The sequence below is a fragment of the Paenibacillus sp. 481 genome (genome assembly GCF_021223605.1).
Taxonomy (GTDB): Bacteria; Bacillota; Bacilli; order Paenibacillales; family Paenibacillaceae; genus Paenibacillus_B.
This window is the reverse complement of the sequence record NZ_CP075175.1, coordinates 2,120,782-2,144,704: the sequence shown is the minus strand read 5'-3', so window position 1 is coordinate 2,144,704 and position 23,923 is coordinate 2,120,782. Positions and strand designations below refer to the sequence as shown.

The window sequence follows — 23,923 nt, the reverse complement described above, 5'->3', positions numbered from 1 at the left end:
AAGAATCCCTCCCGATATTTGTTATAAATCTAATTTCCTTAGTGGATCTTTTAATTTGTTGTACCAGAATACTTCACTGCATGTTTCCACAGCCAACACCTGACCCAAGCTATTGAGTGTATATCCTTTTGGAAATTGATATGTCTGTAATTCCTCATTCATTTTTGCTTTCGGCATCATGAATAACAATATTTTATTTTGATAATATTCTCTTAACATATGTAATAATTCATCCGTTGTGTTTACAAAAGCAACGATATTTAAGTTTGGATTTATGTCTTGAAATCTTCCGAGAGCTTCCATTGCCGGTTCACAGGAGTCACAGTCTGTGCTAAAAAAGGTAGCAATAAGATGATTTCGTTTAATTAAGTCATGCATTCTAAATGATTCATTACCATCTTTTAAAATGATATTTGGAATATAATCACCAACTTGCAGTTCTCTTTTTGAAGGAACTTTCAAAAACTTTCTGTGGATATTTTCTTTTGTTGAGTTATTCTCCATTATGTTCCCTTCTTTTCCAAACAAGATATTATCTAACTTAAATATCTCATTAATATGTTTAATATTTAATCCCGAGTAATAAAATAACATGTTCTTCCCTATATTTCCACTATATAATATGTAAAAATTTCAAATTAATAGATATATTTTGAGGATATAGCATTCGCATAAAACAACTTTGGCATAAAAAACGCTTGGAGCGTCGTGCTGTGCTCCAAGCGTCATTGTAAATAAAGTAAGCTTAATGTCTAATGTGCTCCACCGTTAATTGTCCCAACGTGATGCATGACTTCGTGCGCTGTACGGATTGGAGGAGTTGATGTACGTTGTGTTTTTCGTTATGTCGTTAACTTCAACCCCACAATGCCAATAATAATGCAGCCTAAAAATACAAACTGTACCGGACGATAATGTTCCTTGAACCAGAGCATGCTCACCAGCGTAATTCCGACCGTTCCGACTCCTGCCCATACCGCATAGGCGACACCCGCAGGAATGACGCTCATCGAGTGGGTCAGTAAATAGATCGAGGCGACAAGGCCGATGATGACGACCGCAAGTGGACCTTTCTTTTTAAAGCCGTCCATATGCTTCATCGCGATAACGGCAATAATTTCTTCAAGTCCGGCCAAGATCAAATATAGCCAAGCCATTATGCCTCACCCTTTCCGCTCTCAGCTTCATCCGGTGTCGTAACTTTCATACCGATGATGCCTCCAAGTAAAATGAGCAAGAACATGATTTGCAAGGCGTTAAAATCTTCGCCCATTACGATACCGATAACGTATGTACCGATTGTGCCGATACCTACAAAGACCGTGTACGCAATCGCAACTGGCAGCGTCTTATAAGAGCGAATAAGCAGGCCGAAGCTTACCGTAATTAACACAGCTACGCCAATCCAATGCCAAGTTGTTGTCGCGTACTTCAGGCCCGAAGCCCAAACAATTTCCAATAGTGCAGCTAATAATACTAGCAGCCAAGCCACAATATGACCTCCTTGATATGAGGTGCGGGTTCAATAACGAATTTTACTTTTCAAAATAGTGGTGAGAGGAGCACATGTCGATGCCCTGTTATAGATGTTCCTTGTCCCGTCAATTCCGTGAATTTAGCGAACTCAGCGAACGAGAAATAAAATCAAATAGCTCCTGCTTGAGCTGATGCTCCATGCCAGTTGATGAGGATTGCTCCGTGCTAATCTTCTCACCATGCTGCTCCTGTTGAACATCGACGAAGAAGTACATCTCTGCCGTTTGCTCGACCATATTGATGATCATGCGGACAAGACGGTCGGTCACGACAATATCCTGATTGACTTCTCCTGTTTGCTGCGCAGAGCGAATTTGCTCGGCAAACCAGACGTAGTAAGGATCATAAATTTTTTCCCACTGTAAAAAAGAATGGTGATACGCAAGTCCAGAATAACAAAGTAAGATTGCTTCCTTATAATGAGACGTCATGTCAAAAGTAGCATCGATTATAGTGTGCACCTTATCCCAGAAGCTATGTGATGCAACCGTGGTTGACTTGATCTGCGACAGAAGTTGCTCCAAAATATGTTCAGCAACCGCAGGGACAATATCATTTTTTGTTGGAAAATAAATATAAAAGGTACCTTGTGCCACACCAGCGCGCTTAACAATGTCACTAACGGACATCTTTTGAAATCCTTTTTCCAAAATAAGCTCAATCGAAGCTTGCAGCAGGGCATTAAACTTCGCTTCTTTCTTAACATTCATGAGAGCAGGTCACCACCTGTTTGAAATATCCCGCACAACAGCCCGTTTCAAAAATGACTGATTGTCATTCATTTTTACATATAATCGATAAAAAAGTCAACTGTAGAGCAGTTTGTGCATTTTGTGGGGCGTGATTTTTAGATGCTTTTGGTCAAAATGAATAAGTTGTGCGAACGTTGCCCATTCTAGATGCGGGATGCTTGCAAGTTGCTGAATTATTCGGTAAAATAGTGGTGGGACATAAAAAGTTATGTTGGGACGTTTTTAGTCCAACGGTTGGTTTGGGGAGAGCAGGAGTGGAACAAATGCGTGGTTGGATAGATATACAAAAGCGACTTCTGCCCGATCTCATGGAACTGTTGAAGAAGCGTTATACGATTCTGCATCAAATTATGTTGTCCGAATCCGTTGGAAGAAGGACACTCGCAACGTCTCTGCAAATGACAGAGCGCGTATTGCGGGCGGAAGCTGACTTGTTGAAGGCCCAGGGCCTGATCGAAACAGACAGCACCGGCATGCGAATCAGTGAAGACGGGCGCAAGCTTGTCCAGCAACTGGAGCCGTTGATGCGGGAGCTGCTCGGTACGCGCGTGCTTGAGGAAGCGATTCGTCAAGCGTTCGGATTGAAGCAGGTCATTGTCGTCCCTGGCAACTCGGATATGTCGCCCGCCGCCAAGCAGGAGCTTGGTCAAGCGGCGTGCCAAGCGCTCAGCAGCGTAATGGGCAAGGAAGATGTCGTCGCCGTAACGGGCGGGTCGACATTGGCAGCGATGGCTGACCAATTAACGAGCTCTACATCGCTACGTGGGAACTGGTTTGTCCCAGCGCGTGGCGGACTCGGTGAGAGTCTCGAATATCAAGCGAATACGATTGCTTCCACTATGGCGAAGCGAGTAGGTGCGCAGTATCGACTGCTGCACGTGCCGGATCAGCTTAGTGAAGAGGCGTATCAATCGTTGAAGCAAGATCCTAACATTCAAGACATGTTGCGCGTCATTCGCCAAGCACGCATCGTCGTGCATGGTATCGGAGATGCCTTGGTCATGGCTAAGCGTCGTCGTGTCGATGACGAGACGATCCAGCAGCTCATGTCAGAAGGTGCGCTAGCCGAAGCTTTCGGTTATTACTTTGACCGCAATGGCAAAGTCGTTCATGCGATGCTCACAATGGGCTTACGGTTAGAGGATATTTCCTCAACAGAGGTCGTTATTGCAGTCGCTGGCGGCAGAAGCAAAGGCGAAGCGATTACCGCTGTACTGAAATCAGGCTATGAACACATCTTAGTCATTGACGAAGCTGCGGCATTAGAAATTGTTTACTTGTGTGGTCTCGATGTGCCTATGGGCCGTCTTGAGCAATAAATAAAATGGATATAGGAAATGGGAGGAATCATCATGGTTAAAGTTGGTATTAACGGTTTTGGACGTATCGGACGTAACGTATTCCGTGCTGCTTTGAACAACCCTGCTGTAGAAATCGTGGCAATTAACGATTTGACAGACGTAAATACACTTGCACACCTTTTGAAATATGACACTACACACGGCAGATTGAATGCTACTGTAGAAGCTAAAGAAGGCGCTCTTGTTGTTAACGGCAAAGAAGTTAAAGTATTTGCTGAGCGTAACCCTGAGAACTTGCCTTGGGGCGCTAACGGCGTTGAAATCGTTGTTGAATCCACAGGTATCTTCACAGCGAAAGAAAAAGCTGAGCTTCACTTGAAAGGCGGCGCGAAGAAAGTAATTATCTCCGCACCAGCTACAAACGAAGATATTACAATCGTAATGGGCGTTAACGAAGACAAGTACGATGCAGCTAGCCACACGGTTATCTCCAACGCTTCTTGCACAACTAACTGCTTGGCTCCATTTGCGAAAGTATTGAACGATAAATTCGGAATCGTTAAGGGTATGATGAACACAATTCACTCTTACACTAACGACCAATCCGTTCTTGACTTGCCACACAAAGACTTGCGTCGTGCTCGTGCAGCAGCTGAGAACATCATTCCATCCACAACTGGTGCTGCTAAAGCAGTTTCCTTGGTATTGCCAGAGTTGGCTGGTAAATTGAACGGTATGTCTATGCGTGTTCCTACACCTAACGTGTCTGTTACAGACTTGGTTGTAGAACTTGCTCAAGACGTTACAGTTGAAGAAGTAAACGCAGCTCTTAAAGCAGCAGCTGAAGGTCCTTTGAAAGGTATCTTGAACTACTCCGAAGAGCCATTGGTATCCAGCGATTACAACGGCGACCCAGCTTCCTCTACTATCGACGCTTTGACGACGATGGTAATCGGTGGCAACATGGTTAAAGTTGTTTCTTGGTACGACAACGAGTGGGGCTACTCCAACCGCGTTGTAGACTTGGCAGCTTATATCGCAAACAAAGGTTTGTAATCACATAACGAACACAATCAAAGAGGAGTAACCGTAGAGGTCTCCTCTTTGATTGGTTGTTTAACTGTAAACATTTTACAATTGAACACACTCAAGTAGGCACATCGAGAACCTGAACGGACTGCTTGAGCCCATGTTTGAAATGAGATAGGATAGGGAGTGGAACCATCTTGAACGGTGGTTTACCTTTTAGAGAGATATAAATATAGAGAACCAATATACAGAGTTATTTAAACAGAACCATGTAACAGAACCGATAATATAGAACCCAAATACAGAGATAGAACATGTTCGGCGATATGAGAAACAACCACAGCATGGAATCAAATACACTGCATCATACAACCAGAACGATATAAATAGATACAGATATAGATAAGCAACAAACAGGTAGTTCTTTGGAGAGAAACAACCTGTTTAACAGAACCGATAACAGAATCACACTGAATACCTTCCCATTCAGAGTGATGTGTTTCAAACAGAGCGAATTTCGAAATTATTTTCGAAATAAATCATACAGATAAATTCGCCAGCAATAGGCGGAATAGAGAGAAACCATACAGAATTGAACGAAACTAGCGCAGCTCTGCTTAATTCAGAGGGCATTTTACGGTTAGCATATGATAGGAGGAACGTGAAATGAACAAAAAGAGTGTACGTGATGTAGAAGTGAACGGCAAACGCGTGTTTGTACGCGTTGATTTTAACGTGCCATTGGAAAATGGTGTGATTACGGATGATACTCGTATTCAATACACATTGCCAACGATCAATTTCTTGATCGAAAACGGTGCAAAAGTAATCTTGGCAAGCCACATGGGTCGTCCAAAAGGTGAAGTCGTTGACTCCATGCGTTTGACGCCTGCAGCTGCTCGTTTGAGCGAATTGTTGGGCAAGCCAGTTAAGAAATTGGATGAGTCCATTGGTGAAAACGTGAAAGCGGAAATCGCGAAAATGGAAAACGGTGACGTTGTCGTATTGGAAAACGTTCGTTTCCACAAAGGCGAAGAGAAGAACGATGCTGAATTGGCAAAAGCGTTCGCTGAATTGGCTGACCTGTTTGTTAATGATGCATTCGGTGCTGCTCACCGTGCACACGCGTCTACAGAAGGTATCGCTCATCACTTGCCAGCAGTATCCGGTTTGTTGATGGAGTCAGAATTGAACGTTCTTGGCAAAGCATTGTCTAACCCAGAGCGTCCGTTCACGGCTATCGTTGGCGGATCTAAAGTAAAAGACAAAATCGACGTTATTAACAAAATGTTGGAGATTGCTGACAACATCGTTATCGGCGGCGGTTTGACTTACACGTTCTTTAAAGCTCAAGGCCACGAGATCGGTAAATCCCTTGTGGACAACGAGAAGTTGGACGTAGCGCTTGGCTTTATCGAAAAAGCAAAAGAGCTCGGCAAGAACCTTTACTTGCCTGTTGATATTGTCGTTACAGACGATTTCAGCGCAGATGCTAACACTCAAATCGTAGACGTAACAGGTATGCCTGCGGATTGGGAAGGCATCGACATCGGACCGAAAACACGCGAAATTTACGCGGACGTTATTAAAAACTCCAAGTTGATCGTATGGAACGGACCAATGGGCGTATTTGAAATCGAGCCATTCTCTCACGGCACGCGTGCTGTAGCAGAAGCTTGCGCAGAAACTGCTGGATACACAGTTATCGGTGGCGGCGACTCCGCAGCAGCTGTTGAGAAGTTCAAATTAAAAGACAAAATGAACCACATTTCTACAGGCGGCGGCGCTTCCTTGGAATTCATGGAAGGCAAAGTATTGCCAGGCGTGGTTGCATTGAACGATAAGTAAGAAGGAGCAAAGGCTCTTTGAACGGACTAGCTGTTATGCTGTGTCTTCCCGCACAGTTGTACGCTAGTGCGCCAAGAAGAGCCGCTTCTCTTAGGCATAAGGAGGGACTCACATGAGACAACCGATTATTGCAGGTAACTGGAAAATGTTTAAAACGGTTTCCGAAGCGACAGAGTTCGTGGAGCAAGCAAAAGGTAAAACAGAAGTAGAAGGCGTAGAAAGCGTAATTTGTGCGCCATTTACAAACTTGCCAGCTCTTGCTGAAGCTGTTAAAGGTACATCCATTAAAATTGGTGCACAAAACATGCACTTCGAAGATAATGGTGCGTTCACAGGCGAAATTAGCGGTGCAATGCTCAAAGACTTGGGCGTTGAATACGTTATTCTCGGCCACTCCGAGCGTCGTGCGTACTTCGTAGAGACGGACGAAATCGTTAACAAGAAGATGCACGCAGCATTCCGTCACGGCTTGACACCAATCTTGTGCGTAGGCGAATCGCTTGAAGAGCGCGAGTCTAACCAAACAAACGACGTGTGCAAAGTACAGACAGAAGCAGCATTCCAAGGCTTGTCCGCTGAACAAGCGAAGCAAGTCGTTATCGCTTATGAGCCAATCTGGGCGATCGGAACAGGCAAGTCCTCTACAGCAGCTGACGCGAACGAAGCGATTGCGTTCATTCGCAGCGTTGTTGTAGGCTTGTACAACGATGAAGTGGCACAAGCAGTTCGCATTCAATACGGCGGCAGCGTGAAGCCAGAGAACGTGCGCGAATATATGGCACAATCTGATATTGATGGTGCTCTTGTAGGTGGCGCGAGCTTGCAGCCAGCTTCCTACATCCAGTTGGTGGAAGGGGCGAAGTAAGATGTCTGCACCTAAACCTGTAGCACTTATTATTTTGGACGGTTTCGGATTGCGCGATGACGTAACAGGTAACGCTGTTGCACAAGCGAACAAGCCGAACTATGACCGTTATTGGAACACATACCCTCATACGATGTTGACTGCTTGTGGTGAAGCTGTAGGCTTGCCACAAGGCCAAATGGGCAACTCCGAAGTTGGCCACTTGAACATCGGTGCAGGTCGTATCGTGTACCAAGACTTGACGCGTATTACGAAATCGATTCGCGATGGTGAGTTCTTCGACAACGAAACGCTGCTTGGCGCAATTCGTTATGCGAAGAGCAATAACAAGAAGCTGCATTTGTACGGCTTGTTGTCCGACGGCGGCGTGCATAGCCACATCGATCATACGATTTCGATGTTGGAACTAGCTGCTAAAGAGGGCTTGAAAGACGTGTATGTGCACGCATTTTTGGACGGACGCGATGTAGCTCCGGACAGCGCGATTAAATATATCGAGCATTTGCAAGCGAAGATTGAAGCGATTGGCGTCGGTCAAATCGCAACGGTTCAAGGCCGTTACTATGCGATGGACCGTGACAAGCGTTGGGAGCGTACGGAGAAATCCTATTGCGCTATGGTTTACGGCGAAGGCCCTAAATACCATGACCCACTTCAAGCGGTTAAGGAATCTTACGAGAAGTCGGTTATGGACGAATTCGTTATGCCGACAGTTATCGTTGACGAGAACGACCAGCCACTAGGCTTGGTTGAATCCGGCGATGCAGTTATCTTCTCGAACTTCCGTCCTGACCGTGCGATTCAATTGTCGCAAGTGTTCACGAACGCAGACTTCCACGGCTTTGATCGCGGTGAGAAGTTCCCGACGGACTTGTACTTCGTTGCCTTGACACTGTTTAGTGAGACAGTAGGCGGCTACGTAGCGTACAAGCCGAAGGATCTTGATAACACGCTGGGCGAAGTTATCGCACAGCACGGCAAGAAGCAATTGCGCATTGCCGAAACAGAAAAATATCCGCACGTGACGTTCTTCTTCAGCGGCGGCCGTGATGTCGAGCTTCCGGGCGAGACACGCGTACTCATCAACTCGCCAAAAGTTGCAACTTACGACTTGCAGCCAGAAATGAGCGCGTACGAATTGGCAGAAGCTTGCGTGAACGAAATCAATGCGGATAAGCATGATGCTATCATCTTGAACTTTGCTAACCCTGATATGGTTGGTCACTCCGGTATGTTGGAGCCAACAATCAAGGCAGTTGAAGTAACGGATGAGTGCTTAGGCAAAGTTGTTGAAGCTGTACTCGCGAAAGGCGGCGTCTGCATTATTACAGCAGACCACGGTAACGCGGATATGGTATTCGACGAGAACGGACGCCCGCACACAGCGCATACGACCAACCCTGTTCCGTTCATCATAACGGACAAAAATGTCGTATTGCGTGAGGACGGCATCTTGGCAGATATCGCGCCAACGATTCTTGAATTCATGCAATTGCCGCAGCCTGCGCAAATGACAGGCGCGACGATGTTGAAGAAGTAAGAAAATAAAGTTAAAGTGTATATATAGCTAACATTTTATGAATGTTAAATTTAGACGGTATGAAGGAGATGTATTCAACATGACAATGATTATGGACGTATACGCACGCGAAGTCCTCGACTCCCGCGGTAACCCTACAGTAGAAGTTGAAGTAAAATTGGAATCTGGCGGCTTTGGCCGTGCAATCGTTCCATCTGGCGCATCCACAGGAGCTCACGAAGCAGTTGAGCTTCGCGACGGTGACAAAGGTCGTTACTTGGGTAAAGGCGTTGAGAACGCAGTTAAGAACGTAAACGACATCATCGCTCCTGAGCTTATCGGCTTGGACGCACTTGATCAAGTTGCAATCGACCGTTTGATGATCGAACTTGATGGTACAGCGAACAAAGGTAAATTGGGCGCTAACGCTATCTTGGCTGTATCTATGGCAGTAGCTCGTGCAGCTGCACACGCTCTTGATATGCCATTGTACACTTACCTTGGTGGATTCAACGCTAAGCAATTGCCAGTACCAATGATGAACATCATCAACGGTGGTGAGCACGCTGACAACAACATCGACGTACAAGAGTTCATGGTATTGCCAGTAGGTGCTCCTAGCTTCAAAGAAGCACTTCGTATGGGTACAGAAATCTTCCACAGCTTGAAGTCTGTATTGCAAGGCAAAGGCTTGAACACAGCTGTAGGTGACGAGGGTGGATTCGCTCCTAACTTGGGTTCCAACGAAGAAGCGCTTCAAGTTATCATCGAAGCAATCGAAAAAGCTGGCTACAAGCCAGGTGAAGATGTATTCTTGGGTATGGACGTTGCTTCTACAGAATTCTACAAAGACGGTAAATACACACTTGCAGGCGAAGGTAAATCTTACACTTCTGCTGAGTATGTTGACCTTCTTGCTTCTTGGGTTGATAAATACCCAATCATCACAATCGAAGACGGTATGTCTGAAGATGACTGGGATGGTTGGAAATTGCTTACTGACAAGTTGAACGGCAAAGTACAACTCGTTGGTGACGACTTGTTCGTAACGAACACTGAGCGTCTTGGCCAAGGTATCGAGCAAGGCATCGGTAACTCCATCTTGATCAAAGTTAACCAAATCGGTACGCTTACTGAAACATTCGAAGCGATCGAAATGGCTAAACGTGCTGGTTACACAGCTGTTATCTCCCACCGTTCCGGTGAGTCCGAAGATAACACAATCGCTGATATCGCGGTTGCAACAAACGCTGGACAAATCAAGACAGGTGCTCCTTCCCGTACAGACCGCGTTGCGAAGTACAACCAATTGCTTCGCATCGAAGACGAGTTGGGCAGCGTAGCTCGCTACGACGGCTTGAAGTCTTTCTACAACTTGAAAAAATAATGCACCGCCGCATTAGCGGATTGTGTGTCTTATAAAAAAAGAAGCTGGGCTCTTAGGAGTCCGGCTTCTTTTTTATGATAAAAAAGGGTGCGTCTCGAGGATTTTCATTTTATTGCGCGTTACGATTAGTCATATAAAGTTAACTTATTTTCATTTATAAAGTAATCAGATTACTACAAAAAGTAATGAGACTCCCCTACTTTATCATTACACTTTCTACTAAGATTAAGCGAAGGAGAAATCCTTAGATATGAAAATGAGGGAGGCTACAAACGATGAAAAAGTTTTTGTTGAGCATTTTAGGAGCAAGCTTAATTATGGGCGCAACAATGGGGACTGCTTTTGCTGCAAGTGAGCGTGAGCCTAATGACACTGCTGACAGAGCAGATAGACTTGATTTTGGAGCTAATAGTGGCCATGTCGGCGGTCAAGATAATGATGATTACTGGTTCTTTGAGCTTACTTCACGAACTCGTGTTGAATTTCATTTAAAAGACTTGAGTGATGATGCTGATCTTTATTTACTCGATATAAATGAGACAGGTATTGATAAATCAATTAATACAGGAAAAAGAAAAGAAAAAGTTTCAGGAACATTGGCTCCTGGGAAATATTATGTTCATGTCACCAAAGGAACTAGTAGTGCGAATGCTAATTATACTTTAGAGGGTGTAAAGTTAAACTAACAATAACTTTGTAATTTTCTGCCGACTCTTGATTGTGAGAGTCGGCAGCTTTTTTGTATCTACGCTAACGCCTCAACAAGGCTGTGCCCGAAGTCTTTCGCCCCGTCTGGGCCGTCGCTTGTGATGATGTCGTTGTGCTTAACGACGTGCTGCACGACATACTCAACATGGCTGGACTTCAACTCATTGATCATCACATCAACCGGATAGCAAGTGCCAGCTCGCCCGTTTAACAGCCCCGTTTTTACAACAGAAACAGAACCTGCGCAAATGCCGGATACGAGAATGTGTTGCTCGTGTGCTTGCTTCAACAGTTGCAACAACGGCTCATTGTCCCACAGGTGGTCAATCGTACCCGATCCACCGATAACAGCTACAGCATCATACTCGTCAATCTTTACGTCGGAGATGGCTACTTCTGCTGTTGCCTTACCGTTGAAATCGCCGATGACGTCACCAGCTACCGTGCTGCCAATTGTCACTTTAATTCCAGCGCCTTCAAGGATAGATTGAGGATAGAACAGCTCGACTTCGTTGAATCGCTCTGGTGGTATAATAAACAGTGTTTTTTTAGTTTTCATGGTAATGTTCCCCCTATAATAAATACTGCTGCTAATTATGAGATCTCATGTGTGCTGCTCGTTAACTGTTAATAGCATAGCTCGATTATTAAAATGGCGGAAGAATGCACTTTTTAGTGCGGTAGTTACTTTAAAGTAACTGCCTGCAATGATGTTTATATTTATCTCATCGGAATGTAGATGGTATGATTAGTAGGTTGTGGAAAACAGGCATTTAAATGGATACATTTTCAAAAATAAAAGGGGTTATTAAATCATGTCAGACACATTACGTAAAGAAATTAGAGAAAAGATTCGTAACGGCGATTTCAATTGTGAAAAAGAGCTGACCTTGTCCATCCTAAGCGGAAAGTGGAAAGTCGTTATTTTGTGGCACTTAGGGGTGGAAGGGACTCATCGCTTTAGCGAGCTGCAAAAATTATTTCCTAAAATATCGCATAAAATGCTGACGAATCAGCTGCGTGAACTTATTGAGGATGGGATTGTACATCGTGAAGTTTACCCTGAAATTCCGCCAAAAGTGGAATATTCGATGACGGAGCTAGGGATGACCATTTTGCCGATTGTGGAGTTAATGTATGACTGGGGTAAGAAGCAGATGGTAGAAATAAAAAACAATTTGCAGGAAGAGGATAAAAGTTAAGGGGAGTAAGTGCTGGAAGCCGTCTAAATAAAAGTTAACTGGTAAGTACTTCAATTTACATTGGTTAAATATTCAAATAAACTCTTGCGCAATGTAAGAAACGGATGTACACTACATAAGCAGGTACTATTCATTGAACAATACTATACAATGATTATTATAAGTTTATATTTATTAGCGGAGTTGAAAAGAAATGAAAGAAATTGTTCAGTTTAAAAAGGGAGTGCTTGGCCTATGCGCACTCGTGCTTATTTATCAGCGCGATCGTTACGGTTTCGAGCTTGCCCAGCAAATATCGAAGCATATTGAAGTGGCGGAAGGTGCTATTTATCCGGTTCTACGGCGTCTGGTTGCGGACGGTCATTGCACGACGTATTTGCAAGAATCAACAGAAGGGCCGCCTCGTAAATATTACAAGCTAACGCTGGCAGGAGAGCTGTACATGCGTGAGCTTGAAATGGAGTGGAAGATATTTGTAGGGGGCGTAACGCGTTTACTTAGAGACATAGAAGAGGTGAATAACGGTGACTAAGCAGCAATATATGAGAACGTTGCGTTTACATCTTCACGGGATGCCTGAACGTGAACGAGAGGAATTGTTAGCAGAGTATGATGCGCACTTTGAATTTGGACGGCATAGTGGCAAGTCCGATGCGGAGATCGCCTTTGAGCTTGGAGATCCAGCAGATTTGGCGCGTGAAGCGCTGGGGGACAGTTATTATGAGCCTCAGCCTGTGATGCATAGCGGGCAGCCGATGGGGCATGATCCGATGATGTTCAACCCGCCCATTCATGATCCCCGCCTTATGGACAACCGACCTAATCAAGCAAGTAGTGTTAGCAATATGGCGGGACTGGCGGCAGTGTCATTTATTAGCTTAGTAGTTGTACCTTTTCTTTTCGTAGGATGGATTCTTACATCTGTATTCGCACTTGTCGTTTTTATTTTTACGATTACTCCTGTATTGGTAGGTATAAAGGCGTTAGTTGACATCTCTGAAGATGCAGTTAATCTTTTCGAGATAAGTACATCGTTTATTTTGTTCGGTATAAGTATGTTTATACTGCCATGGCCTAAACGCGCTTTTAAAGGATATACAAAGCTAAATATACTTTATTTTAGATGGTGTGGACGACTTATTGGAGGGGGAAAAACACATGAACATTACTAAGTTTCGATATGTAATTGGAACATTAAGCATTATTTTTGGAATAATCGGTATCAGTATTGTTGCAATCGTTCGTGGCAGCGTTGTTGAATTTCAAGATTGGGGTAATGATTCCGTAGTTAGTAGTGACTACAGTGATCACAAGTATGTGACAGGGAATATGGTCGACGGAGTTGTAAGTGGTGTGGCAAATGAAGTGGCAAATGAAGTAGCAAAAGAAGTAGCAAAAGAAGTGGCGAATGGTGTTGTAAGTGGCGTGACAAGTAGTGTGGCAAATGAAGCATTTGCACATGGTAATAAGTTTGAACATCAATGGGCGCTTCCTTCTTCCGGATTAGAGAAGTTAAAAATAGAGTCCACCGCTGGAGATATACATATTCGTTTTGTAAAGGGTTCGAAAAATCAAATTAAAATTAAAGGCGACGGGCCGCCTGAAATACTGAATTCGATTAAACACATACAGCTTGATGGCGCGTTCCTAAATCTTGATTTGGATAAGAAAAAACACAAAAATAAATGGGAATCTTTTTTCGGTTCTCCTATTGATTTCGAGGAAAGCACTTTTGAAATAACAGTTGAGCTGTCAGATGATTCACATCTTCAAAAGCTCAGTGCATCACTTTCGTTAGGTAGTTTATCGATTCGGGGCGGTAAAGTAGGAGAACTTGAAGTTGAAAACGAATTTGGCGGAATTGATATTAAAGATATGAGCGCAGATTATGCTCGAGTTAAAGCTTCAGCAGGTGAGATCAAAATAAATGATGTGGTTGCACCGCTAGATGTAGAATCCGAAATGGGAGTCATACGATTAATTGATACCGTGATGCCGGTCAAAGCATCAGCAGAAATCGGCTCTATTCATATTGAGCAGAGTAAAGAACATAGCATCGATGTTACAACGGAAATGGGTGAAATAACAATTGAGGTTCCTTCCTCATTTGCGGGAATTTTTGACTTGCAGAACGATTTAGGCGAGGTAAGTGCGCCCCAGATGAAAGGCCAGACGAAGACCATTATTAAAGCCCGTTCCGATATGGGTAGTATTACTGTTACCGAAAAATAGATTCATGTGCCCATAATGAGTATAATAAACGTAGATTTTATCATACGACATATACTGACACTCATGTAAAAGGGGAATTATGGGGCTATGACTATGAAAGAGATGAACAGAGTATTAACCGTTGCAGGTTCGGATTCTAGTGGTGGAGCAGGTATTCAAGCTGATCTAAAAACGTTCCAAGAGCGCGGCGTATATGGGATGACGGCGTTAACAACAATCGTCTCGATGGACCCAGAGCAAGCTTGGGCGCACAAAGTATTTCCGCAAGCTGTCTCCACGGTAGAGGAGCAGTTGAAAACGATTATGTCGATCGGTGTACAAGCGATGAAGACGGGTATGCTTGGTTCGGTAGACATTATCGAGCTCGTTGCACGCACGATTGAGCAGCACGGGTTGACAAACGTTGTCATCGACCCTGTGATGGTGTGCAAAGGCGTGGACGAGCCATTGCACCCGGAGACGAACGAAGCGCTGCGCGACGTTCTTGTGCCGAAGGCGACAATTGTGACGCCAAACTTGTTTGAGGCGGCACAGCTTGCAGGTACAGCGCCAATTCGTACGCTGGACGAGATGAAGGTGGCAGCAGAGCGCATTCAGGCGCTTGGTGCGAAGTACGTGTTGGTGAAGGGCGGTGCCAAGCTTGGCTTGCCGACTTCAATCGATGTGCTGTACGATGGCAGCACGTTTGAAATATTCGAGTCGGATCGCATTGACACGACTTACACGCACGGCGCGGGCTGCACATATTCTGCAGCGATTACGGCAGAATTGGCGAAAGGCCACTCTGTGATCGAAAGTGTGCGCACAGCTAAAGCGTTCATCACGGAAGCGATTCGCTACTCGTTCCCGATTAGTGCTTATGCAGGTCCACTGCGCCATAATGCGGAACGGATTCTTCGTCATGGTGAAGAAAGCTAAATGAAATTCGGTACATCTTGTCATTCTGGGCATTTCTGTGGTACAATGGTAATGCTGTTTTTATAGTAATGCAACGATGTTTACGTTGGTATTACGCATAGGAGGTGGAACCATGGAACTTTTCTTGAAAATATTGCTCGTAATTTTTTCGATCGGCTTGATTAGCGTGGTACTTCTGCAAAAAGGAAAAAGTGCCGGCCTCTCAGGCGCCATCTCCGGCGGAGCGGAACATCTTTTCGGCAAGCAGAAGGCGCGCGGTTTGGATCTGTTCTTGCAACGCTTGACGGTTGGTTTGGCAGCTGGATTTTTCATCTTGTCGCTAGTCGTGGCGTACTTCTTAAAACAAACATAATAGTTATACAGTTAAGACGGGGATGAGTCCCCGTCTTTTTGTTTTATGGATCTAAGCCATAAGTTTTACCTTTAAAGGTGAAATTGGGATATTTCGAGGTTGTGAAGCAAGTCAAAGTTCATTTTTAGAAGATCAAGAAGTGAAAAAGGTTTGAACGGATGTAATTTGGGCTGATAATTATGAATAAAAGGGTGTACTTGCCCGGATGGGCTATTTTATTTTCGTGTATACTAAGATATAACTTGTTATACTGTTGCTTGTGGTTTATGGAGGCAGGGCGTGAGGTGAGAGAATGATAACAGAACAGCAATTGCTGAATTTTATGCAAGAAACGGCTTATAAACCGATGACGTACCAAGAGTTGGAGCAACATTTTCAAATACAAAATGCTGCAGATTTTAAGGAATTTTTAAAATTGCTTATTCAACTTGAGGACAGTGGAAAAATCATTCGAACGCGTGCAGAGCGGTACGGTGTACCGGAGCGCATGAATTTGGTGCGTGGGCGTTTACAGGCGCATGCGAAGGGATTTGCTTTTCTTATTCCTGAAGAGACAGGTCATCCAGACGTGTATGTGCATGCCAATGATTTGAAGACGGCTATGCACGGCGATATCGTACTTGTACGTATCGCGAACAAAGGGATAGACGGAATGCGCATGGAGGGTGAAGTTGTCCGTATTGTGAAGCGGGCGATTGAACAGGTTGTCGGCGTATTTCAAAATTATGAGACATATGGCTTTGTTGTGCCTGATGATAAACGGATTAACCGCGATGTGTTCATTCCGCAGGAAGCCTTTAATGGGGCTGTGTCTGGACAAAAAGTTGTCGTACGAATCGTCAATTATCCTGAGGGGCGCACAGCCGCACAGGGCGAGGTCGCAGAGATTCTCGGCCATAAGGATGATCCAGGCGTAGACATCTTGTCGATTATTCGCAAGCATAAGCTGCCGGAAGCATTCCCGGATGGAGTGATGGCGGAAGCGGAAGCGGTTCCAGATTCGATTACGGAGGAAGAAATTATTAGCCAACGTCGTCGTGACTTGCGTGGAATGAACATTGTGACGATTGACGGCGAAGATGCGAAGGACTTGGATGACGCGGTATATGTCGAAAGACTGCCGAATGGCAACTACAAGCTAGGCGTCCATATCGCTGACGTTGGATATTACGTACGTGAAGGATCGGAACTTGACAGTGAAGCTTATGCGCGCGGTTGTAGTGTGTATTTAGTTGACCGTGTTATTCCGATGCTGCCGCATCGTTTGTCGAACGGTATTTGCTCCTTGCATCCACATGTGGATCGTCTGACACTGTCGTGTGAGATGGAGTTCGACGAAAAGGCGAAGCTTGTACGTCACGATGTGTTCTCGAGTGTGATTCGATCAGTGGAGCGCATGACGTATACGAATGTGCGTAAAATTGTCGAGGATGAGGATCCTGAGGTATCGGCGCGTTATGAGTATTTGGTAGACAGCTTTAAGTTGATGAAAGAGCTGGCGATGAAGCTGCGTGGCAAGCGGATACGACGCGGAGCGATTGATTTTGATTTCCAAGAATCGAAAGTAATCGTTGCTGAGGACGGGACGCCTGTCGACATTATTAAGCGTGATCGTTCAGTCGCAGAGCAAATAATTGAAGAGTTCATGTTGGCCGCAAATGAGACGGTTGCGGAGCATTTCCATTGGCTGCGTGTACCTTTCCTTTACCGGATACATGAAGAACCGGACAGCGAGAGATTGTTCAACTTTATGTCGTTTGCAGCTAACTTTGGTTATGTTGTACGTGGAAAAGGTAATTCGGTACATCCTCGTGCGCTGCAATCGTTGCTTGAAGAAATTCAAGGTACGCGTGAGCAGACGGTTATTAGCACGATGATGCTTCGTTCGATGAGACAGGCGAAATATGATGCGGAAAGCACAGGCCATTTCGGCTTGGCGGCCGAGTTCTATTCTCACTTTACTTCACCGATTCGTCGTTATCCGGATTTGGTTATCCACCGCGTGATCCGTGAAGTGACGGAGAGTGGTGGGGCCTTGAACGATAAGCGTTTGGAGCAGTTGCAAGCGCGTATGCCGGATATTGCGCAGCAATCGTCGGAACGTGAACGCGTTGCGGTGGATGCAGAGCGTGATACGGTCGCATTGAAAAAAGCGGAGTTCATGCTGGACAAGGTGGGCGAAGAGTTCGATGCCATCATCAGCAGTGTGACAAGCTTCGGGATGTTCGTGGAGTTGGATAATACGGTCGAGGGGCTTATTCGCTTGAGTGAGCTATCGGATGATTATTACCATTTCCATGAGCAGCATATGGTGCTGATTGGGGAGCGTACGTCGAACATTTTCCGTATTGGTGATGAGGTACGTATTCGTGTAGCACGTGTGAATATGGAAGAGCATACGGTTGATTTCGAGTTGCTTGAATCGAAGTCACGTTATGGCAGTCGTGAGGCGGCTGAGTTCGGCTTTGAGCTGCGTAAGCGTCGTGGACGTGGCGATGACCGCGGTGGTTCTGGTGCTCGTGGCGCTGGTGGACGCGGATCACGAGATGGCGGGCGCGATGGACGCGGTGGTCAAGGTGCTGCGCGTAGCGGTGGCCGTGATGCACGTGGCGGTCAGGGTGCTGGGCGTAGCGGTGGCCGTGATGCACGTGGAGGCGGTCAGGGTGCTGGACGTAGCGATGGCCGTGATGCACGTGGAGGCGGTCAAGGTGCTGGACGTAGCGGTGGCCGCGATGCACGTGGAGGCGGTCAAGGTGCTGGACGTAACGAGGGCCGCGACGCACGCGGTGGCGGTCAAGGCGCCGGACGTAGCGAGGGCCGTGACGCACGTGGAGGCGGTCAAGGCGCTGGACGTAACGAAGGCCGTGACGCACGTGGGCGTGTAGACCAAGGTGGTCGCTTTGGGGATCGTAATAGTCGTGGCGGTCGCGCAGATGAGCGCGGCAGACATGGTGACCAAACGGGTCGTGAAGCGGGCTTCGGAGATACAGAGCGCGATAATGTACATGTTGGTTTAGGCGGTTCGCATCTGCATGAAGAACCAATTAATCAGACTCCAGCTGTCGAGCAAGATGGCGAATGGTTGAATGCGGCAGAATATCGCCGCCAACAAGGCCGTTCAGGCCGTCAAGGTCAAGCTGGAAGACAAACACGTGGACGGGACAGAAACTCTGCATCCGTAGATCCGTACAAAAGACAAGGTTCATCTGGGACGCGTGAACGCGGACAGGGCGGTATTCGATTCGGGCAAGAAAATAAGGCCGACAACAACCGTAACCAATCGGGTGAAAATAACGGCTGGGTTGATCGTCTGATTTCCGACGCAGAGAAGGATGCAGACAAGGCCCGTAATTTTGACTTTGGCTCAGGGCGTGGTGGCTACGGTCGTTCTGGAAGTCATGATGGTCCATTTAGTGGCGGTGGCCGAAATGGTGGTTACAGCAGCCGCAGTGGCACTAGCGGTGGCAAAAAAGGACGCCGTAGTACATCCAATAGCGGCATATTTATCGGTGATCAAGCGGCGCAGGCACGTGATCATGCGAAGCAAGAAGCGGACGGCGGGAATAAGAAAGCAAAGTCCAACCGCGGCACGGCTAAATTTATACGTAAAAAGCGATAAGATTGTGATTCAAAAGGGGGGCTCCGTGGTGGGGCGCCCTTTTGAATTTTGGTGAGATTGTTGCTGAAGTAAATGTAGGGATGGATTTAGCTTGAGTAGAGAGCTGATTTTTTGATACAATATAAGTCTAGGATGAATGTATTATTTGTTGCAGCTATTGTGTCTTTGGATAGCCTAAGCGAATGAGTTTGGAGGGTCGAACAAGATGGCCAAAAAAGCAGAGAGCAAAGTGCTGGCTCAGAACAAAAAAGCGTCACACGATTATTTTATCGAAGACACTTATGAAGCGGGCATGGTACTAACGGGTACGGAAATCAAGTCGTTACGCATGGGCAAAGCAAATATCGGAGATGCGTTTGCTACGATTCGCAACGGTGAGATGTTCGTACATAACTTGCATATTAGCCCATTTGAACAGGGTAATCGTCATAATCCGATTGACCCGACGCGGGCGCGTAAATTGCTATTGCATAAGGTGCAAATTAACAAGTTGATTGGGTTGTCGAAGCAGGAAGGCTACACGGTTGTGCCATTGAAAATTTATGTGCGTAACGGGTATGCGAAACTGTTGATCGGCTTGGCAAAAGGTAAGAAAAATTACGACAAGCGTGCTACGGAAGCGAAGCGCGACGCGCAACGCGAAATTCAGCGGGCATTGCGTGAGAAGCAGAAGTATTAAGTTTGCGTGGGTTGTGTAGTCAGCATTCAGCTTTCAGCAGAGGATTAAGCGAGTATTCGCTTTAGCTTACCATTCTGGGTGAGATCAGGGAAACGATCCAATGGCGTCCGCACTTGGCAACAAGTTGACTAACACTTCTCAGGCAGGTATGATATAATGTACTTGTTGGTCAATGATGAACAGCAGTGCTGGTGGCCTGCTTCGTTCAAAGGTTGTAGATTTGGCTGACTTGAATGAATTGCAACATTTTAATCCGTTGTCTCGATTTGTTTAATCTGAGACGAACTACCCTTGTGGGTGAGGTAACTCACTTCATTATGGGGGCGTTCTTGGATTCGACGGGGATAGTTCGAGCGCGGGTTGCGGGTAGTGGGGACGCGTCCACTTCATCAACGCTAAAGCCTATTAAACGGCAAAACACAAAACAACTACGCTTTAGCAGCTTAATAACCTGTTAGCGTGCTTCTACTCTGCATCGCCCATGTGCCGGGATAGGAGCTCACTCTTAGTGGGATATGCTGTCACATCTCCGCCTGGGGTGTGCTGAAGAAGACAATCAGGCTGACCTGTGAAGAAGCCGGTTACGGGGCGATTTCGCAGGTGACATCAAAACTGTAACTACACCCGTAGAAGCCTGTGTGGCGTTATCTTCGGACAGGGGTTCGACTCCCCTCGCCTCCACCATGTAAAACCCTGACCGCAAGAGGTCAGGGTTTTTGCTTTTTCCGGCATATGTAGCTTTAAGATAAGGTCAACATGCTCTTATATACAATCATTTTTTTATATAGTTAGCGATGAACTTTCTAATCTCTAATCGCTGAAACATTTCGGTCAGTGACAACGCCTTTGAAGCCAGTTATCAAATTTCATAGAAACTTCTCAAAGAAGACTCCTTGCAGTTGATGGGATGGAGACGCTAAGATGTATGCGTTAATTGAAAGCTTCTGTCTTTCTAAGGCAGCAGCATCTTTGATTTGTATGATGAAAAGCTCGTTAAAAGCTCGTTAGAGATGATTAAGGGCATTCCTCCTCCACTAGTACGATATCCTCTTCTTTTTTCATGTGACTATTCCAATGCATTATACTAATGGAGTATTATTTTTACTTTTGATGTACAATTGGAACATATTATTAAAAAGGGGAGATAATCCTATGAATCTACTTAAAGGGCAAAAGATAGAAGTTACAAAAGGTAGAAAATTATCCGCCCTTAGCTTTCAATTTGGTTGGACAATGAAGAAAGCGACGATGAGCATCGATGCAGCATGTTTTCTTTTATCGGAGAAAAGTCGATGCGAGCGGGATGAGGATTTTATTTTTTATGGAAATGCCTTTGATCGTTATGGTGCAGTTACACATAGTGCAACTGCTCAAGGGGACCAAGAGACTATTGAGCTGCATCTATCGAAACTGCCGAAAAGCGTTGCAAAAGTAGCCCTTTCTGTGACTATTCATGTTGGGGACGAGCAGGGACATACGATAAGTGATGCGTCAGACTTTTATTTACGGCTTGTTGATACGATTACGGGAGAACAATTATTTCGTTTTGAATATGGGAATGATTTGTCAAAGGAAACAGCGATTGTCGTGGGCGAGTTGTATCGATATAACGAGGAATGGAAGTTTAATGCTATTGGCAGTGGATTCTATGGGGGTTTGGCCGCGCTATGCACGAATTATGGGCTTGAGGTTGAGCAGTCGGAAGAGATTGTCGAAGCTGTAGCAGTTGCGGAAGAGGTCGTATTGTCCAAAATAGATTTGCGTAAGAAAATTGTGGCGTACACATTGGAAAAGAAGAAGATGACCCATCTATCGGCTAGGGTAGGTATCGTGCTTGATGTTACAGGATCTATGCGGAGCTTATATAAAGATGGGACGGTTCAAGAAGTTGTTGAGCGTATATTGGCCGTGGCCAGCAAATTTGATGACAATGCTGCTTTGGATGTGTGGGTCTATGATCATGAATTTAGCCGATTACCCACTGTGACGGAGCGAGATTTCATTTCCTATGTAACTACTCAAATTTTGAATAATTCGAATATCCATAAGTATGGCCGCAATGATGAGCCTCGGGTTATGGAGGATGTCATTAAGAAATATACCATCGAAGAAGAATCAAGCCTACCTGTATTCATTATCTTTATCAATGATGGAGGCGTAGTGAAGCCGACTAAAAAAGTGATCGTAGACTCCGCGATTCTTCCGATATTTTGGCAGTTCGTGGGGATTGGAGATTCTGATTTCGAAGTACTAAAGCAGTTGGATATGATGGAAGGTCGGATTGTCGATAATGCAAATTTCATTCATTTGAAAGATATTTCAGCGGTATCCGATGAAGTGCTGTATGACCAGCTCCTGAATGAATTTCCGAAGTGGATCAAAGATGCGACAGAGAAAAGGATTATCCGGTGATCATGCAGACAGGTTGATTTCGCAACCTCCTCAAACAACTTCAGCATCACCTTCCGGCGAATTGTGGTTCTGTACAGCCGCGATTCGACTCCACCGAATCTGTGAGAGAGTACCGCATGAGGTACTCTCTTTCTTTATGTCCAGATGTCACCCGCAATTGATTGTGGAGATTGGGAATGCTGATCTAATAAGGGGTTACAGTCAAACATGATGCTGAATAGCATGAGAGTTTCTCACTGGGTACGACGACTGGTAAGCCTAAAGTGTAAAGAGTTATAATCCTGTCTTACAAACGGGCAGTCCCGTTAGTAACTAATGTATATAAGACAAGCTTTGCTTAGGCTTAGAACAACTTTTTGATCGATGATAGCGTGTCCCCTGCTTTATCCAACGTTATTTTTCCTTTCACACCCTCGATTAGTGCATTGACTTGATCGTTTGGCAGGTCGATCCCAATAACGGATTCGATTGCAGAAGCAGGATCGCTCATAAATTTAGATGAGAAATCTTTATCATTTTTTATTTTGGTAACGATTTCTTCGATTTTAGCTTTAATATCCACGTCATATCCCTCCTAAAGTGTGTGCTACATGTATGTTGTCCAAAATACTGTAACTAATTAATTTAGGATGGGCATCGCTTTTTATTCCATGTCGTTCCTTGATTTGAAAAAGGGGCAATCCTTCTTCAATCCTCAGTCGTACGACCTCTTTCTTTATTTCTTCTGTGTATCGTGAAAACTTCTGTCCTTTTATAGCCATAAAAAATCCCCACCGATAAACAATGTTGAGTCCATAATATTATGAACTCTTTAATCACTGTCTAACTTAAGGGGATAATACCATGAAAGAGTCTCTTTTTTTGCACAATTCAACTGTGGAAATGAAGGGGAGACTGGCTTCTTAGGGGTGAGAGCGACTAATTATGAGGAATGAGATAGGGGGTCAATCCCGTGGCAATAACTCGATGTCCTTGATCATTTGGATGGATGGGCAAAAATCCGCTCATTGCATCTTCAATTACCCCATTGCGATACCCATAGATCAGATATGCTTGTTTTCCTTCGAACCAGGTATGAACAGGAGCGAGAATAACATTACAACTTCGGGCAATTTCGCTCGTCAAATAATTTAATCGTGCTATCGCTTCGATTGCAAGCGGGCTGTTTGGAAATGGATTGTATTGTGTGCAGATAATGATGCGGGAACAGCTTTCTTTTTTGATTCGAGTTATTATGGTATGCATATTTCGACTATAGGTAGTTGCAACTTGTTGTACAGGCAATGGTTGCTGGGTTCTAAGGGCATACAGTGCGGCATTCGCTAGATCCACTCCCCCAATCCAAATCGTAACAACATTAGAGTGACGAATAATGGAGGAGCCTCGCCATTTCATTGCACGTAATAAATCACTACTGGTCCAGCCAGGCCGAGCTAATACACACCCGCTAACCCTATAAGAGCAGGCATTTAAAGTAGATACTAATAATTGCGGATAAGCATTTTCCATAGAAGAGGCATTTTCCCCAAAAGTAATAGAATCTCCAAGAGCTGTATAGGTCATA

Annotated in this window: 23 protein-coding genes, 1 other RNA gene and 2 pseudogenes; 18 read left to right on the top strand and 8 right to left on the bottom strand. The window is 45.1% G+C overall.

Features of this window, described 5'->3' with window-relative positions; translation table 11 throughout:
• Positions 1–21 precede the first annotated feature (21 nt).
• From KIK04_RS09205 to KIK04_RS09190, 4 genes are all read right to left on the bottom strand, one after another.
• A complete protein-coding gene (locus tag KIK04_RS09205; protein ID WP_232277964.1) occupies positions 22–504 on the bottom strand; it encodes a hypothetical protein in 483 nt (160 codons plus the stop codon).
• 338 nt (positions 505–842) lie between these two features.
• Positions 843–1,157 carry a DMT family transporter gene (locus KIK04_RS09200; RefSeq protein ID WP_232277963.1) on the bottom strand — a complete coding sequence of 105 codons (315 nt, stop codon included), beginning with the start codon at positions 1,155–1,157 and terminating at the stop codon, positions 843–845.
• Complete coding sequence (locus KIK04_RS09195; protein WP_232277962.1) at positions 1,157–1,492, bottom strand: DMT family transporter; 336 nt, start codon at positions 1,490–1,492, stop codon at positions 1,157–1,159. Before KIK04_RS09195 ends, KIK04_RS09200 begins: the two co-directional genes overlap by 1 nt.
• Before the next feature lie 109 nt (positions 1,493–1,601).
• Positions 1,602–2,246 (bottom strand): TetR/AcrR family transcriptional regulator, encoded by a 645-nt coding sequence (locus KIK04_RS09190; protein ID WP_232277961.1) that lies wholly within the window; start codon positions 2,244–2,246, stop codon positions 1,602–1,604.
• A gap of 305 nt (positions 2,247–2,551) precedes the next feature.
• Between KIK04_RS09190 and KIK04_RS09185 the strand changes: the two genes are divergently transcribed.
• The 7 genes from KIK04_RS09185 to KIK04_RS09155 all read left to right on the top strand — a co-directional run bounded on the left by KIK04_RS09185 (position 2,552) and on the right by KIK04_RS09155 (position 10,923).
• Positions 2,552–3,607 (top strand): sugar-binding transcriptional regulator, encoded by a 1,056-nt coding sequence (locus tag KIK04_RS09185; protein WP_232277960.1) that lies wholly within the window; start codon positions 2,552–2,554, stop codon positions 3,605–3,607.
• Positions 3,608–3,637: 30 nt separating this feature from the next.
• The gene (gap, locus tag KIK04_RS09180; protein WP_442951165.1) at positions 3,638–4,645 is read left to right on the top strand and encodes a type I glyceraldehyde-3-phosphate dehydrogenase; all 1,008 of its coding nucleotides are present in this window, start codon (positions 3,638–3,640) and stop codon (positions 4,643–4,645) included.
• A gap of 639 nt (positions 4,646–5,284) precedes the next feature.
• On the top strand, positions 5,285–6,466 hold the full coding sequence (locus KIK04_RS09175) for a phosphoglycerate kinase (protein WP_232277958.1): 1,182 nt from the start codon (positions 5,285–5,287) through the stop codon (positions 6,464–6,466).
• A 112-nt stretch (positions 6,467–6,578) separates the two neighbouring features.
• Positions 6,579–7,331 (top strand): triose-phosphate isomerase, encoded by a 753-nt coding sequence (gene tpiA, locus KIK04_RS09170; protein WP_232277957.1) that lies wholly within the window; start codon positions 6,579–6,581, stop codon positions 7,329–7,331.
• 1 nt (position 7,332) lies between these two features.
• On the top strand, positions 7,333–8,871 hold the full coding sequence (gene gpmI, locus KIK04_RS09165) for a 2,3-bisphosphoglycerate-independent phosphoglycerate mutase (RefSeq protein WP_232277956.1): 1,539 nt from the start codon (positions 7,333–7,335) through the stop codon (positions 8,869–8,871).
• 79 nt (positions 8,872–8,950) lie between these two features.
• A complete protein-coding gene (gene eno, locus KIK04_RS09160) occupies positions 8,951–10,237 on the top strand; it encodes a phosphopyruvate hydratase (protein WP_232277955.1) in 1,287 nt (428 codons plus the stop codon).
• A 275-nt stretch (positions 10,238–10,512) separates the two neighbouring features.
• A complete protein-coding gene (locus tag KIK04_RS09155; protein ID WP_232277954.1) occupies positions 10,513–10,923 on the top strand; it encodes a PPC domain-containing protein in 411 nt (136 codons plus the stop codon).
• Between the two features lie 59 nt (positions 10,924–10,982).
• On the opposite strand, the gene KIK04_RS09150 is transcribed toward KIK04_RS09155, so the two are convergent.
• Entirely contained in the window at positions 10,983–11,504 is a 522-nt protein-coding gene (locus tag KIK04_RS09150) for a DJ-1/PfpI family protein (protein ID WP_232277953.1), read from the bottom strand.
• A gap of 256 nt (positions 11,505–11,760) precedes the next feature.
• Here KIK04_RS09150 and KIK04_RS09145 point away from each other — a divergent pair, with 256 nt between their 5' ends.
• From KIK04_RS09145 to KIK04_RS09095, 11 genes and pseudogenes are all read left to right on the top strand, one after another.
• On the top strand, positions 11,761–12,147 hold the full coding sequence (locus tag KIK04_RS09145; protein ID WP_232277952.1) for a winged helix-turn-helix transcriptional regulator: 387 nt from the start codon (positions 11,761–11,763) through the stop codon (positions 12,145–12,147).
• Between the two features lie 193 nt (positions 12,148–12,340).
• Positions 12,341–12,679: a PadR family transcriptional regulator gene (locus KIK04_RS09140; protein ID WP_232277951.1), complete on the top strand. Its 339-nt coding sequence runs from the start codon at positions 12,341–12,343 to the stop codon at positions 12,677–12,679.
• Positions 12,672–13,319, top strand: a complete 648-nt coding sequence (locus KIK04_RS09135; RefSeq protein WP_232277950.1) for a DUF1700 domain-containing protein — start codon at positions 12,672–12,674, stop codon at positions 13,317–13,319. Before KIK04_RS09140 ends, KIK04_RS09135 begins: the two co-directional genes overlap by 8 nt.
• On the top strand, positions 13,306–14,379 hold the full coding sequence (locus tag KIK04_RS09130) for a DUF4097 family beta strand repeat-containing protein (RefSeq protein ID WP_232277949.1): 1,074 nt from the start codon (positions 13,306–13,308) through the stop codon (positions 14,377–14,379). Before KIK04_RS09135 ends, KIK04_RS09130 begins: the two co-directional genes overlap by 14 nt.
• 93 nt (positions 14,380–14,472) lie before the next feature.
• The gene (gene pdxK / locus KIK04_RS09125; RefSeq protein WP_232277948.1) at positions 14,473–15,297 is read left to right on the top strand and encodes a pyridoxine/pyridoxal/pyridoxamine kinase; all 825 of its coding nucleotides are present in this window, start codon (positions 14,473–14,475) and stop codon (positions 15,295–15,297) included.
• Positions 15,298–15,409: 112 nt separating this feature from the next.
• Positions 15,410–15,649: a preprotein translocase subunit SecG gene (gene secG, locus KIK04_RS09120; RefSeq protein ID WP_232277947.1), complete on the top strand. Its 240-nt coding sequence runs from the start codon at positions 15,410–15,412 to the stop codon at positions 15,647–15,649.
• 292 nt (positions 15,650–15,941) lie between these two features.
• Complete coding sequence (gene rnr, locus KIK04_RS09115) at positions 15,942–19,268, top strand: ribonuclease R (RefSeq protein ID WP_232277946.1); 3,327 nt, start codon at positions 15,942–15,944, stop codon at positions 19,266–19,268.
• Positions 19,269–19,473: 205 nt separating this feature from the next.
• Entirely contained in the window at positions 19,474–19,947 is a 474-nt protein-coding gene (gene smpB / locus KIK04_RS09110; RefSeq protein ID WP_232277945.1) for an SsrA-binding protein SmpB, read from the top strand.
• A gap of 319 nt (positions 19,948–20,266) precedes the next feature.
• Positions 20,267–20,631, top strand: a transfer-messenger RNA (tmRNA) gene (ssrA, locus tag KIK04_RS09105).
• A 390-nt stretch (positions 20,632–21,021) separates the two neighbouring features.
• A pseudogene (locus KIK04_RS09100) lies at positions 21,022–21,615 on the top strand (TerD family protein); the annotation flags it as partial.
• A gap of 75 nt (positions 21,616–21,690) precedes the next feature.
• Positions 21,691–22,359, top strand: a complete 669-nt coding sequence (locus KIK04_RS09095) for a vWA domain-containing protein (RefSeq protein WP_232278664.1) — start codon at positions 21,691–21,693, stop codon at positions 22,357–22,359.
• Between the two features lie 343 nt (positions 22,360–22,702).
• Here the strand turns inward: KIK04_RS09095 and KIK04_RS09090 are convergent, their stop codons facing one another.
• The 3 genes and pseudogenes from KIK04_RS09090 to KIK04_RS09080 form a co-directional block, all read right to left on the bottom strand.
• A complete protein-coding gene (locus tag KIK04_RS09090; RefSeq protein ID WP_232277944.1) occupies positions 22,703–22,921 on the bottom strand; it encodes a hypothetical protein in 219 nt (72 codons plus the stop codon).
• Between the two features lie 70 nt (positions 22,922–22,991).
• Positions 22,992–23,120, bottom strand: a pseudogene (locus KIK04_RS09085) (IS3-like element ISBth8 family transposase); the annotation flags it as partial.
• 157 nt (positions 23,121–23,277) lie between these two features.
• The gene (locus tag KIK04_RS09080) at positions 23,278–23,922 is read right to left on the bottom strand and encodes an SGNH/GDSL hydrolase family protein (RefSeq protein WP_232277943.1); all 645 of its coding nucleotides are present in this window, start codon (positions 23,920–23,922) and stop codon (positions 23,278–23,280) included.
• Position 23,923: the final 1 nt, after the last annotated feature.